General features: G+C 51.5%; 12 protein-coding genes. 3 read left to right on the forward strand and 9 right to left on the reverse strand.

Annotated elements, in window-relative coordinates:
* Positions 1-77 precede the first annotated feature (77 nt).
* The 9 genes from BV405_RS07385 to BV405_RS18085 all read right to left on the reverse strand — a co-directional run bounded on the left by BV405_RS07385 (position 78) and on the right by BV405_RS18085 (position 12,174).
* Entirely contained in the window at positions 78-1,748 is a 1,671-nt protein-coding gene (locus BV405_RS07385; RefSeq protein ID WP_086480239.1) for a methyl-accepting chemotaxis protein, read from the reverse strand.
* Positions 1,749-2,069: 321 nt separating this feature from the next.
* On the reverse strand, positions 2,070-2,555 hold the full coding sequence (gene msrB / locus BV405_RS07390) for a peptide-methionine (R)-S-oxide reductase MsrB (RefSeq protein ID WP_086480240.1): 486 nt from the start codon (positions 2,553-2,555) through the stop codon (positions 2,070-2,072).
* Between the two features lie 114 nt (positions 2,556-2,669).
* Entirely contained in the window at positions 2,670-4,106 is a 1,437-nt protein-coding gene (gene cysG / locus BV405_RS07395) for a siroheme synthase CysG (protein WP_086480241.1), read from the reverse strand.
* A 205-nt stretch (positions 4,107-4,311) separates the two neighbouring features.
* Positions 4,312-5,586, reverse strand: coding sequence for a serine--tRNA ligase (serS, locus tag BV405_RS07400; RefSeq protein ID WP_086480242.1), 1,275 nt, complete (start codon positions 5,584-5,586; stop codon positions 4,312-4,314).
* Between the two features lie 34 nt (positions 5,587-5,620).
* Positions 5,621-5,998, reverse strand: a complete 378-nt coding sequence (gene crcB, locus BV405_RS07405) for a fluoride efflux transporter CrcB (RefSeq protein ID WP_086480243.1) — start codon at positions 5,996-5,998, stop codon at positions 5,621-5,623.
* A gap of 241 nt (positions 5,999-6,239) precedes the next feature.
* The gene (locus BV405_RS07410; protein WP_086480244.1) at positions 6,240-6,794 is read right to left on the reverse strand and encodes a hemerythrin domain-containing protein; all 555 of its coding nucleotides are present in this window, start codon (positions 6,792-6,794) and stop codon (positions 6,240-6,242) included.
* 317 nt (positions 6,795-7,111) lie between these two features.
* On the reverse strand, positions 7,112-8,452 hold the full coding sequence (locus BV405_RS07415) for a replication-associated recombination protein A (protein ID WP_086480245.1): 1,341 nt from the start codon (positions 8,450-8,452) through the stop codon (positions 7,112-7,114).
* Between the two features lie 12 nt (positions 8,453-8,464).
* Positions 8,465-9,139, reverse strand: coding sequence for an outer membrane lipoprotein periplasmic chaperone LolA (gene lolA, locus BV405_RS07420; RefSeq protein ID WP_140054516.1), 675 nt, complete (start codon positions 9,137-9,139; stop codon positions 8,465-8,467).
* Between the two features lie 101 nt (positions 9,140-9,240).
* Positions 9,241-12,174, reverse strand: coding sequence for a DNA translocase FtsK 4TM domain-containing protein (locus BV405_RS18085; RefSeq protein WP_086480247.1), 2,934 nt, complete (start codon positions 12,172-12,174; stop codon positions 9,241-9,243).
* Between the two features lie 136 nt (positions 12,175-12,310).
* Between BV405_RS18085 and aat the strand changes: the two genes are divergently transcribed.
* The 3 genes from aat (at position 12,311) to infA (ending at position 14,387) form a co-directional block, all read left to right on the forward strand.
* On the forward strand, positions 12,311-13,030 hold the full coding sequence (aat, locus tag BV405_RS07430; RefSeq protein ID WP_086480248.1) for a leucyl/phenylalanyl-tRNA--protein transferase: 720 nt from the start codon (positions 12,311-12,313) through the stop codon (positions 13,028-13,030).
* Positions 13,027-13,797: an arginyltransferase gene (locus tag BV405_RS07435; protein ID WP_086480249.1), complete on the forward strand. Its 771-nt coding sequence runs from the start codon at positions 13,027-13,029 to the stop codon at positions 13,795-13,797. Before aat ends, BV405_RS07435 begins: the two co-directional genes overlap by 4 nt.
* A gap of 371 nt (positions 13,798-14,168) precedes the next feature.
* Positions 14,169-14,387 (forward strand): translation initiation factor IF-1, encoded by a 219-nt coding sequence (infA, locus tag BV405_RS07440; protein WP_078744381.1) that lies wholly within the window; start codon positions 14,169-14,171, stop codon positions 14,385-14,387.
* Positions 14,388-14,462 lie beyond the last annotated feature (75 nt).

The following is a 14,462-nucleotide window of genomic DNA, read 5'->3' on the forward strand; positions in this document are numbered from 1 at the left end:
TGCGTCAGAGTCATCAGTCAGCCATCAAAAAGCCCGCATATAGCGGGCTTTTAGCGTTTGTTAACGGCTATCAAACATCAATCCGGCAGATAGCCCACACGGAAGCCTCCCCAGTGGCGACCATTCACAAAGACAGGAACAGAGAGGTCGTGCAGAACCTCGCCCGTATCCCGTTTGTAGGTTTGCAACAGTAGCTTCTCCTGATGCTGACCACCACGCTGGCCGGTTTTGTCGTTGAAGATTCGCTTGCTACGGCTCTTCACCAGATCCACTTCAGGATCACCGCTTTCTTTATGGGCATACTGGTTATTGTGGGTTGGTACATAGCCGTGATCGTCGATCATGATCGCGTATGCAAAGCCATTAGAGTTCAGAGTATCTTCCTGAATGGCCGGTAGCACCCGATCCGTAAACTGATCAAAACGGGTCGAGTATTTCTGCGGGTTTGTACCGGAAATCGGCTGGTAGTTGCGATCAAACAGGTCATCCATGGTCAGAGTGCCACTGGCAACAGCCTGCTCAAAGGCCTCCTGCACGCGTTCCGCTGCCCGACGACAGGCTGCGTAACTATCGCGATGTTTACCTGCTGCCGCCTGACGGGCAAGCTCTGCAGTAATGGTCTCAGCGCCATGCATCAGACTTTCTGCCTGGGTCGAAAGATCGTGCATCTGACCATTCCCCTCCGTCACTTCCTCTTTCAGGGAAGAGATAGAGCGGGAGATATCTTCGATATGTTCATGGCTATGCACCACGGCTTCAGCAATACTGCTGATCTGATGCTCAACCTCATCAAATTGATTGGCCATATCCCCCAGACGATTACCCACAGTTTCAACTTTCTCGGAGCCAAAGTTGATACGGGAAACCAGATCTTCGATAGTGGTCACCACTTCCTGTGTACTGGACTGAATCTCCTGCACGATATTGGCAACCTGCTGGGTGGAGTCAGAAGTACGACTGGCAAGGCTACGCACCTCATCTGCAACGACTGCGAAGCCACGACCGTGTTCACCGGCACGGGCGGCTTCAATCGCTGCGTTCAGCGCCAGCAGATTGGTTTGTTCAGCGATACCCTCAATAACTCGGGTTACATCCTGAATCATGTCGGATTTTTCGTTCAGCTGATTGATCAGCCCCAGAGTATGGTCTGTGCGGGAGCTGATATCCCGCATCTGGGCAATCGCTTCCTGCAGCTCATCACGACCGGTAAAGCTGTACTCTTTTGCCTGAGTCGCCAGTTCAGTAACACTACTGGCGTTCACAGAAACCTGTTGCATGGTAACGGTGATGGATTCGACGCGAGTGGAGACTTTTTCAACTTCGTCCTGCTGAATATCCAGGCGCTTATCCATCTGATCAGCCAGGTGAGATACTTCTGCAGTAGCGATGGCGGTTTTACTGGCAGTACCGCCAAGGGCTTCTGCCATTAAACGTAGCTTGGCATAACCACCGACAAAGCGACTGACCGGTGTACCTGTCATACCCTGTTGCTGAAGGGCGGAGCGTGCCTGTTGAAGGTCTTCAGTAGTGACTTCTTCTTTCCTTAACAGACCATCCAATACCGGATGTGAGCCTCCACTGGCTCTGCCGCCAGTTAATGCCAGCAACACCGGTAAGGCTGCAGCAATTAATAGGCCTATGCCCCAGGCCGTTGGAATCGTGTCGGACAGCATGCCAAACAGCACACCACCTAAGACCGGTATCCCTGCCGCTATCTGAATTATTTTTGGATTAGCCGTTGAACTCATACGCAAATCAGCTCCACCCTGCCTGCACAGGAACTTGTTGTAATAATTGTTGTGGTTATAAGTTTTTTATTATTTTGGAACTCCATAATAAGGCCTGATGCCATAGCAATACGCCCTACTTTAGTCCAACAAAACTAACCACTTAGCGTAAGATGACAGCAAAATTCACTATTTTATTAGCTGCAACGCACAATATTGGTATGACCTACAAGGGTTTCTACTAGGTTGCTTACAGTGAGAAACAAAAAACCACCTGAAATCAGGCGGTTCCGAAGAGAGATGTAGAGTTCTTAGACTATCCCAGTCTCTATAACTCCAGTGTCAGGCGGGAACAAAACGCAGAGCAACGCCGTTGTTGCACCAACGTTCTCCGGTCGGCTTAGGACCATCGTTGAACACATGCCCCTGATGACCACCGCAACGGGTGCAATGGTATTCAGTACGGGGATAGATCAGCTTGAAATCGGTCTTGGTGCCGATATGTCCTTCAACCACAGTAAAGAAACTTGGCCAGCCGGTGCCGCTGTCGTATTTCATCTCTGAGGTAAACAACAGCAGATCACAACCTGCGCAGCGATACTCCCCTTTACGCTTCTCTTCGTTCAGGGGACTGGTAAATGCACGCTCAGTGCCCTCTTCACGGAGCACATAAAACTGCATCTTGTCGAGGCGCTCTTTCCACTCTTTATGGCTGAGCTTAAGGGGTTCGATCTGATGATCCGGCCGATGGCTGGCCTCTAAGGCAGGAACAAAGGAAATAGCTGCCGGAAAACCAACCAGCGCCTGTAAAAAAGTACGACGTTTCATCGGGTACTCCTGACTCACGAAAAACAAATAACCTAGAACAAAGGCTTTGATGTCTATACGCAGGCAATACCCGATATGGATTCAATCGGTAAAGGGTGAGTTGATCAAAACTCATCAGGCATCACTTCGTTTCCAGAAACCCTGACTGCCACCCGCCTGCTCCGGATCAAACCAGTTCAGGTTTTCATGCAGAGACACCACTTCGCCGACAATGATCAGTGACGGCGGCTCGACCTGCTTATCAGCGATATGCTCGGCCAGAGTTCCCAGAGTAGCGATATAGTTTTTCTGGTTACGGGTCGTACCCTGCTGAATCAGAGCTGCCGGAGTGTCTGCACTTCGGCCATGGGCAATCAACTGTCGGGTGATTTCCGGTAAACCCACCAGCCCCATATAGAACACAAGAGTCTGAGACGGTGTAGCAAGTTCCGTCCAGGGCAGATTGCTACTACCATCTTTCAGGTGACCGGTGACAAAACGAACTGACTGGGCATGATCTCTGTGAGTTAGCGGGATACCAGCATAAGCGGCACAACCGGATGCTGCGGTAATGCCCGGCACCACCTGAAACGGCACGCGGTTCTGACTCAGCGTTTCGATCTCCTCACCGCCGCGACCAAAGATAAAGGGATCACCGCCTTTCAGGCGAAGTACCCGTTTACCCTGCAACGCCAGATCCACTAACAACTGGTTAATATCCCCCTGAGGCACCGCATGATCAGAACGGGCTTTGCCCACATAGATGCGTTCAGCATCGCTACGGCAAAGATCAACAATCTCAGGCGCCACCAGACGGTCATAAAGCACCACATCTGCCTGCTGGATCAGACGAACCGCACGCAGCGTCAGTAGTTCCGGATCCCCCGGCCCACCGCCAACCAGATACACTTCACCCGTTACCACGCCGGTTTCGGCTTCAGCCTGAGCGAGATTATTTTCCAGTAGCTGTGATGCCTGTGCTTCACGGCCGGAAAGCATCAGCTCACCTACCGCACCTTCAAGCTGCTGCGACCAGAAACGCTCACGCAATTTCAAAGTCGGGAATAAGGCTTTAACCCGATCTGCACCCTGATGAACCAGTTTCGCCAGATGACCAAAGGAACGGGGAATCAAAGATTCAAGACGGGCTTTCATAATACGCGCCAGCACGGGTGCTTCACCGGTAGAGCCCACCGCAATCAACACCGGATGACGATCAATCAGATAAGGCAGGGAGACGTTAGACCATTCCGGGTGAGCCGCCACATTCACCAGTCGTCCCTTCGCCTTTAGCTCAGCCGCCTGCTGTTGCAGCTCCTCCCTTGCGCCTTCAGCCAGAATCACTAACGGATAAAGCTCAGCCTTGGTAAGCGCCTGCTCCATAGCGATTTCAGCAACATCATGCTCCTGCATCAACTGCTGCAATCCTTCACTTAAAGGCTGGGAAGCAGCGACAGCGACTTTGGCTCCGGCTCTTAACAAAGCCTGAAGCTTACGGCGGGCAGTATCATCATGGCCGATCACTACGGCACCAAATTCCTGGGTATTCGCCATCAGGGGGAGCATTTTCATGGGCTGATCTCACAAGGGGAAGGACAGGTTTAATTTTATATAACCAAATCAAAGATACAAGAAATCTTTTATAACCAATTTGGAGCACCAGAACTCAAAAATGCACCAGATTCGTGCAAAAAAGGGTAAATAAACCACCTGATATAAAAAAACGGCCTGTGCTTTTCAGCATAGGCCGTTTTCTTGCGCGCGATACTTAAGCAGATTAACCGATAACGGTAATACCACCCATGTACGGCTGCAGAGCTTCCGGCACGTGGATACGGCCTTCTGCGTCCTGATAGTTTTCCATAACCGCAACCAGTGTACGGCCAACCGCCAGACCGGAGCCGTTCAGGGTGTGCAGAAGTTCAGGCTTGTTGGTTTCCGGATTACGGAAACGGGCCTGCAGACGACGCGCCTGGAAGTCTTCAAAGTTAGAGCAGGAAGAGATCTCACGGTACTTCTGTTGACCCGGCAGCCATACTTCAATGTCATAGGTTTTGGCTGCGGAGAAACCGATATCGCCACCACACAGGGTCACCACACGGTATGGCAGGTTCAGCGCCTGCAGGATTTTCTCTGCGTGGCCGGTCAGTTCTTCCAGCGCTTCGTAGGACTTGGACGGCTCAACCAGCTGTACCATTTCCACTTTCTCGAACTGGTGCTGACGGATCATGCCACGGGTGTCACGACCGTAAGAACCTGCTTCACTACGGAAACAAGGGGTGTGAGCGGTCATCTTCAGTGGCAGATCTTTCGCCGCCAGAATCTCGTCACGCACCATGTTAGTTACCGGAACTTCAGCAGTCGGGATCAGGTAGTACTCGCTTTCGCCCTGAAGCTTGAACAGATCTTCTTCGAACTTAGGCAGCTGCCCCGTACCGCGTAGTGAGTCCTTATTTACCATGTAAGGCACGTAAACTTCAGTATAGCCATGCTCACCGGTGTGGGTGTCCAGCATAAACTGAGTCAGGGCACGGTGCATGCGGGCCAGAGCACCACGCATAGCCGTGAAACGGGAACCGGTGATTTTTACGCCGGTTTCAAAGTCCAGCAGACCACCAACCGCACCCAGATCAACGTGATCTTTCGCTTCAAAATCCAGCTCTTTTGGTGTGCCCCAACGGCGCACTTCGACGTTGTCGTCTTCGCTGCTGCCCGCCGGTACAGATTCGTGCGGCAGGTTAGGAATGGTCAGCATCAGGTTGTTCAGCTCTTCCTGCAGCTCAGCCAGCTTCTGCTTACCGGCATCCAGACGATCACCCAGATCGCTCACTTCAGCCAGCAGAGGGGCGATATCTTCACCGGAAGCTTTGGCCTTACCAATCGCTTTCGATCGGGTATTACGCTCGTTCTGCAGCTGTTCGGTTTCAGTCTGCAATTCTTTACGCTGGGACTCCAGCTCCTGCAGACGGGCGGTATCCAGTTCAAAACCGCGAATTTTCAGTTTTTCCGCAACAGTTTCCAGATCCGTACGGATCAGCTTTGCATCAAGCATTATGATTACCCATTAGTTACAGTCATATTCCCGGTCAGGCAAGCTGCCTGCCCAACCACATGCCAACGGCTACCGCAGCCAGACAGCAAACGACACTCAAAACAATGTACAGTATTGCTGCGGATACCCGCCCGCTTTGAAAAAGATTCAGTGATTCCAGTGCGAAGGTTGAAAAGGTGGTAAATGCTCCGGTAAAACCTGCCATCAGAATCGCCTGAGCGTGAGGCTCAAGCTTTAGCTGCTGGACCAGAAGGGTGTACAGAAAACCAATCAGTACAGAACCAAGAACATTGACCGTCAGCGTTCCGTAAGGAAAGCCCCGCCCAAACCATTGAGTGACCAAGCCGACAACCCAGTAACGCCCCATCGCTCCGAATGCTCCGCCAATCGCAACGGCTAACATCTGATTCATGATGGCTCCCTTTTTAAGGTTTACGGGGTTGGGCTTAGAGGCTGAATAACAACAGCCAATTCACTGAAATCCAAGGGGCAACATTGTAGAGAAAAGAGCAGCATTTCCAAAGCCCCTGCCAGTGAATAATCACGGATAAATTGATACATGGGCGCTTTAAATAAAAAAAGCCCGCCAATAAATGGCGGGCAGCTTTCAACAACTCACAGGTTTAAGGATATTCGTTGAGACAAAAAGATGATCAGGCTACAGCTTCCTGCTGAATCAGAGACTTATAAAGTCGCTTATATTCTTCTGCGACGTTGTCACCAAAGAGAGGGTCTTCCCGGGTTTGCAATTTAACCTGCAGGTTGAGCCAGTCTTTATCCTGCATCAGTTTTTCCAGCAGAGGGAATACGGTGCCTTCTTCCTGGTTCAGGTGGTCATACTGCTGGCGGATAAAGTCTTCCAACCGCTGATTGAATACATCCATGGAAACAACAGAATCCATCAGAATGCTTTCAATAAGCTGCTGGAACTCACGGGTATTATCACGGATCAGCTTGTGTTCGGCTTCAACTTCTAACAACGCTTGTTTGCTGGAAGGGTATTGCTGGGTTGCGTAATCGTAGATCTGATCTTCAAGGGGATGGTGGTGGGCATCGGCGTAATCAACAATGTAGGTGACAACGTCCAGTATCAGTTGGTAATCAGGGCGCTCACCCTCTTTGAGACTTACCAGCTTATCTTTAAGAACTTCCAGCAGTCGGCTGAGATTCAGATGGTCCAGATGCAGTTGTGACATGATGGTACTCATCTCACACCTCCTATTTTCGGTAGGGAAATAAACCGCACAAGCGGTTTAGCTTGCTTAAGTCATTACCGGCCCTTTTTATTTTTAACTTCAATTTCTGAGTTGGCGGTAACGCTTTTCCAAAACGCCCTATCGAATATAGTCAGCCCCGAAAAAACTGCTCATGACCTGCATCAAATATACCGGATAAAAAGCAGGGCTATTTGTCGCATGTCTGACTTGCTACAAACGAAGTGCAAACCTGCCTTCTATGTAGCCCTAAAACGCACCAAAACAGCGCGTGAAAAATGAGAAAAAACGAACAATAGAGAGACCGGGAATCAATACTTATCGGGATAGCGCTTCAGATCACTGGCGGCGTCTTTTTCCGCCAGCCATTGCAGCTTCTGCGCGATCTTTTGCTCCAGCCCACGATTTTCAGGATAGTAGTAGCGGGTGTGCGCCAGCTCTTCCGGGAAGTAATTTTCACCTGCTGCATAAGCATCCGGTTCATCATGGGCATAGCGATACTCTTGTCCGAAGCCCATCTCTTTCATCAGCTTAGTCGGCGCATTTCGCAGGTGAACCGGCACATCGTAATTACCGGTTTCGACCACATGGGCACGAGCCTGATTGTACGCCTTGTAGGCAGCATTACTCTTCGGCGCGGAGGCCAGGTAGAGAATCGCCTGCGCAACAGCAAGCTCTCCTTCCGGGCTGCCAAGGCGCTCCTGAACATCCCAGGCATTAAGACAGAGCTGTAGCGCACGGGGATCGGCATTACCGATCTCTTCGCTCGCCATACGCACGACACGCCGGGCTATATAGAGCGGATCACAGCCACCATCGAGCATACGGCAGAACCAGTAGAGTGCGGCATCCGGCGCTGAACCCCGCACAGACTTGTGCAGGGCAGAGATCTGCTCGTAAAAGAGATCACCGCCTTTATCCATCCGGCGGGTACTTTCTGCCAGCACCTCGGTCATCACCTGAGCATTGATCTGCCGTCCGTCCGAGGTATCTTCCGCCAGATCCGAAGCGACTTCCAAAAGATTCAGCGCACGTCGGGCATCGCCATCAGCGGCTTTGGCCAATAGCTCCAGATGCTGATCATCAACCTGCAGATTCTGTTCACCCAAGCCCCGTTCGGTATCGGTTACCGCATGACGCAAAACCTGCACCAGATCGTCCGCCTCGAGACTCCGCAGTACATAAACACGGGCACGGGAAAGCAGTGCATTATTGAGTTCAAAGGAGGGGTTTTCCGTGGTCGCACCGACAAAGATAAAAGTGCCGTCTTCCACAAAAGGCAAAAAAGCATCCTGCTGGGATTTGTTAAAGCGGTGCACCTCATCGACAAAGAGCAGGGTTTTACCACCGTGAGCCCGGGTCTGCTGAGCACGCTCTACTGCTGTCCGAATCTCTTTTACCCCGGACAATACAGCCGAAATACTTTCAAAACGTGCCTTAGTCAGCTCTGCGATCAAGCGGGCCAGCGTGGTTTTACCCACCCCCGGCGGCCCCCAGAAAATCATCGAGTGCAGCTGATCCCGTTCAATCGCCTGACGCAGAGGTTTATCTGCTGCCAGCAGGTGCTGCTGACCGGAGTATTCATCCAGGGTACGTGGACGCATACGGGCAGCCAGCGGCTGCCACTTAGGTTCTTCGGCAAAGAGATCCATATCGGAAAGGGCTTACTGCATGATCACGTCGACACCTTCCGGTATCGCAAAGGTAAAACGGTCTTCGGCAAGCTCAGGATTCAGCTTGGTAGAGAAAAGCTCGATAGAGGTACGCTGGCCAAGACTATCAGACAGCAGCAAAGAAGCCAGTTCATCCGCCACAAAGCTCAGGCGCAGCTCTTCAAACAGTGATTCCTGACCAGTAGGAATCAGCAGAAACTCTTTGAACTGAGCGCTTTCGCGGGTCAGCTTGATGGTAAAACGTTCTTCAATCGAATCGATATTGCCACTCAGCAGCATGGCTGGTGTACGGTTCTGAGACGGATCCATCTGTTGAACGGTTACCTGCTCCAGATCCGGGTCGAACAACCACAGGGTTTCACCATCGGATACCACGGTCTGAGGGAAAGGGTTTTCGGTTTCCCAGTAGAACTTACCGGGTCGGGCAAGGCTCAGATGGCCGGAAACTTCCTGCAGACGACTGCCTTTAGCGTCCAGAATACGCTGCTGAAAATCTGCATCCAGCGTCTCCATTTTAGCCAGGAGCTCCCCAAGCTGATGAGCTGCCGCAGAACTGCTGGTATCAGAGCTGGCAGCATTTTGAGCTGAATTGTCCGCCTGAACAGAAGAGATCTGAAACAGAAACACACTGATAATTGCCAACACAAAAGCGTTAAAACGTTGCATAGAATTCCTTAAGCTAAGATCCACAAAACTCAGATCTACAAAACTATGATCTTCAAAATCAGGATCCTCAAAATCAGGATCCACTTTCCCTTAAGTCAGGGTTATTCCTGTGGTTGGCTGGGCGGTGCCAGCACTTCACGCTGACCATTACTGCCCATGCCGGATACCACTCCTGCAGCTTCAAGGGACTCAACCAAGCGTGCTGCCCGGTTGTAGCCGATCTTGAAGCGACGCTGAATACCGGATGCGGAAACACGACGGGTTTCGGTAATAAATTCCACTACCTCATCGTAGAGAGCATCCCGGTCTTCATCGCCGGATTCGGCACCACCACCTTCAGATGGGACACCGTTTTCTTCCCATCCGTTCAAAATACTGTCCACAAAGTCCGGAGTGCCACGACGTTTCCAGTTCTCAACCACGCGGTGCACTTCATCATCATCAACAAAGGCACCGTGCACACGAATCGGCATCGCGGTTCCCGGCGGCAGATAAAGCATGTCACCATGACCCAGCAGCTGCTCAGCACCGCCCTGATCCAGAATGGTTCGGGAGTCGATTTTCGAAGACACTTGAAAGGCGATTCGAGTCGGAATATTAGCCTTGATCAGACCGGTAATTACATCCACCGATGGACGCTGGGTCGCCAGAATCAGGTGGATACCGGCCGCACGGGCTTTCTGGGCCAGACGGGCAATCAGCTCCTCCACCTTCTTACCGACGATCATCATCATGTCGGCAAACTCATCGATCACAACCACGATGAAAGGCAGTTTTTCCAACGTCGGTGGCGCTTCACCCTGCTCAGGTTTAGCAGTCGGATCGGCAACTCTCGCCCCCTGAGCAGCAGCCTCATCCAGCTTGCTGTTGAAACCTGCGATATTACGCACGCCCATGGCCGCCATCAGCTTGTAGCGGCGCTCCATCTCAGCCACACACCAGCGCAGCGCATTGGCGGCATCCTTCATATCGGTCACGACCGGGGTCAGCAGATGCGGAATACCATCATAAACCGACAGCTCCAGCATCTTAGGATCAACCATGATCAGGCGCAGTTCTTCCGGTGTGGCCTTGAACAGCATGCTCAACAGCATGGCGTTCACACCTACCGACTTACCGGAACCTGTGGTACCCGCCACCAGCAGGTGCGGCATCTTGGCAAGATTAGCAACCACAGGCTGACCGGCAATATCATCGCCCAGCGCTAAAGTCAGCGGAGAGTCAGATTTCGAGTAAGAGTTATGATTCAGCACTTTATGCAGGCGAATCATCGCCCGGTTCTGGTTCGGGATCTCAATACCGACAGAAGACTTACCGGCAATCACCTCAACCACGCGTACACTGGTCACAGCAAGCGCACGGGCAAGATCTGTTGCCAGATTGGTAATCTTACTGGCTTTAACCCCGGCAGCAGGCTGAATCTCGAAACGGGTAATCACAGGCCCCGGATGCACATCAACCACCTGCGCCACCACGTTAAATTCTTTCAGGCGCACCTCAAGCAATTCAGACATGGTCTGCAACTGTTCAGGGGTGTAACTCGGTTTATTAAAGTTATCGCCCTGAGTCAGCAGATCGATGGACGGCTTATCACCGGTAATCTCACCAACTGGCGTGGTATCCGGTTTCTGAAAACGCGCAACACTCCAGATTTCGCCATCTTCGGTGACTTGGGTAACTGCAGCCAGACGCTCTTCCATAGTCGGTTCAGTCTCGAAACCATCCACCACGGCAGGAACTTGCGTATCTGCACCCTCTTCCCAAGGTGGAGCCTCTGACATATCAGCCATAACAGGTTGTGGCTCATCCATAGCGGTTTGAGCAGAACCCCTTGGCGAGGTAGCCTGTGCTTCAGGCATAGCAACCGGAGTTTGCATTGCAGGTGTATGTTGATCAGCTTGCTGAGGCATTTGTTGATTCTGCACACCGCCAAAAGCCTGCTGAAGTGATGGAGAGATATCCAGTGTTGGCTCCACCGCGCTCAGGCGATCATCGTCAGTAGCCACTAAAGGTGCGCCCAAAGTCAGAGCGGGCTCTACCCTTTCCTGAGCCGGAGCACGACGACCAGCGTTAGCCTCTTTGCTGTTACGCTCTTTGTTGTTAAACAGAGGTGGCAACATTGGCAGGCTATTCAATAGGTGCTTGTGCCATGGCTGGGGCGGATTTTTTTCCTCCCAGCTATCCTCATCAATATCTTTCGCTGGCTCATAAGAAGCGGTTGATTGCTGCTGGGCATTATCAGGATAAGCGTCGCGTACAGGAGCAAAAAAAGCGTCATTTTCTGAATTCAGTGGTGCGGCAGGTGCAGGCTGCCCCTGATAGCGATCAGCATAAAGCTGATCCGCAGAAGGCGCAGAATATTGCTCCGGTAAACCAGCACTTGTGTCTTTAGCTTCTTTTTTCAGCCATTGAAAAACACGGTTAGCACCCGCTTCCGCGTAAAAACCCAGGGTGTCGATAATTAACATCCAGGACCAGCCGGTAAGCAGCGAGAAACCTATCATCCAGAGCGCCAACATCAGCAGGGTAGAGCCCATCAGCCCCAGACTGGTGAGCAGAATACTGGTGAAAGCTTCACCGATAATACCGCCAGCACCGCTCGGCAGAGCACTTTCCGGATGATAGAAATGCAGGCTCGCCAATGTCGCATTGGCACAGATCCAGACCACAAAGCCAAGAAAACGTAGCCCCAGAGCAGCACTATCCAGCTGCTGACGACCGATATAAATTCGGTGCGCAGAGTAATAAAGCATCACGAGAGGAAACAGATAGGCAGAATAGCCGGTAATACTTAGCAGCAGATCGGATGTGTAGGCACCGAAACGCCCCATCAGATTCTCCGGAATACCGGAACTCTGACTGGTGGACCAGCCACCATCCTGAGCATCAAAACTGACCAGAGCGAGCACCAGAAAGCTGCACAGCGCCAGAATCAAAATCACAACGCCTTCCCGTGCGCCTTTGCGAATTCGATCTGCCAGCTCCTGACCCGGCTCAGATGAAGGAGTCGGTTCCGGTTGATGGTCTGTTGTCATGAAACTTCTACCCTAATGAATTGTGCCCTTATAATACCTGAGCAATGAGATAAGCAAAACGAAGGCAATCAAATACTTGGCATCCATCTTCGCCCCTTCCCGCTTATCACCCGAATACCGTTAATGAGCTGTTTTTATGATAGAGCTACCCTGGCTTGATCCTCAGTATCCACCTGCCTTTCCACCGGTAACCGAAGCACTGGAGGAACCTCCGGGCATTCTCGCCTTTGGCGGCCAACTCAACGATCAATGGCTGCTTGCTGCCTACCGTCAGGGCATCTTCCCCTGGTTTAATCCCGGCGAACCGATTCTTTGGTGGTCGCCGGATCCACGCATGGTGATTCTGCCGGATAACTTTAAGGTTCGCCGCAGCCTGAAAAAAACGATCCGCAAGCAACTTTATGAGATCACCTTTGATCAGGCCTTTGATCAGGTATTGGATGGCTGTGCAGCAGCCCGCAACTATACCGAGGAAACCTGGATCACCCCGGAAATGCGTACCGCCTATCTGAATCTTCATCACAAAGGCTATGCCCACTCGGTAGAGGCCTGGCAGGATGGCAAACTGGTCGGCGGCCTGTACGGCGTAGCCATCGGCAGGATCTTTTGCGGCGAGTCGATGTTTGCCCGGGCGACCGATGCCTCCAAGGTGGCTTTTGTGCATCTGGTGGAACAGCTGAAAGCCTGGCAATTTGAGCTGATCGATTGTCAGGTTTACACTGACCATCTGGCGAGTTTTGGTGCTGAAGAGATCGATAGAGCGCGTTTTCTTGACTATCTTAAACTGTATGCCGCCGCCCCTATGCCGGTTGGCCCTTGGTCACTGGAACAACGCATTAAGGAATCTGTGCTTTGAGTAGTGATGCCCCTTTTATAGAGCCGCAACTGCGCTTTTATATGACGGTGCCCCATGACTGCAGTTATCTGGCAGATCATACGGCCACCACACTCTTCCTTGATCCCGAACAACAGGTAAACCAGCAGGTTTACGACCTGCTGACCCTTGTGGGTTTCCGTCGCAGTGGAAAACATCTCTACCGCCCGAATTGCAAAGGCTGCAACGCCTGTATTTCGGTTCGGGTGCCCACCGAGGAGTTCCGACTGAAACGCAAGCACCGCAAAACACTGAACAGAAATAAAGATCTGAGCGCCATGATCATGCCTGCCCGCTACGTGCAGGAGCATTACGATCTCTATGAGCGCTATATCAACGAGCGCCATGCCGATGGCGATATGTTTCCACCGTCAGAAGATCAGTACAAATCCTTCCTGACCATGGATAAACACTTCTCTCATCTGGTGGAGTTTCGGGACGAGAAAGGCAAACTGGTGGCAGTTTCGGCTATGGATACCCTGAGTCATGGCATCTCTGCTATCTACACTTTTTACGAACCGGACCAACCGAAGCGTTCTCTGGGCGTTTACGTGGTGCTCTGGTTGATTTTGCATGCCCGATACCATCATCTGCCCTACCTGTATCTGGGTTACTGGATCGAAAGTTGTCAGAAGATGAGCTACAAAACAGAGTACCGGCCTCTTGAACAACTGAGAGATAATCATTGGTACCCACTTGAACTGCAGGATGATGCCCAAAGTCATTCCGATTGGCAGTCACTTTTGTAGTCTTATGCCAGGGCCCTCAATCCAAACAGCTTCTGTCAGAGAAATGTCATCAGATGATGGCATTTTAGCGGGCTGACAATCGTTGTGATTGTCGAAAAAGAGCCTTCTCCTGAAAGAATTTCCAGCTTTTTTTAGGGAACTTTTGATTAGCCTGGCAAAATAGGGCAAAATACGCGCGCTTATTTTGTGTGTGGCGTTATCTGATTTACACCGAGCCCATCGCACTGAACCAGCCCTTCCGAGCCGAGCTCCTTCACGGTCTGGTTGTGTAGCACCAAATTTTTCGTACCCGCCGCTTCGGCCTTAAGGACATGCCAGTTCAAACGAAGTGCGGTTTATAGACAGCAGAAAGAACCCGAGGTATTTCCTGCATGGCAAAAGAAGATTCTATTGAAATGGAAGGCACCGTGGTCGACACGCTGCCCAACACTATGTTCCGCGTTGAGCTGGAAAACGGTCACATCGTTACTGCTCACATCTCCGGTAAAATGCGTAAAAACTACATCCGCATTCTGACTGGCGATAAAGTAAAAGTGGAACTGACGCCATACGACCTGACTAAAGGCCGTATCGTTTACCGCGCCCGTTAATAGCGGAGCCTTCAGTCTGAAGGCAGCGATATAGTTTCTGAAAAAGCCCGATCTCTTTCTGAGCAATCAGATGGA

Source organism: Oceanospirillum sanctuarii (assembly GCF_002150805.1).
GTDB lineage: Bacteria > Pseudomonadota > Gammaproteobacteria > Pseudomonadales > Halomonadaceae > Oceanospirillum > Oceanospirillum sanctuarii.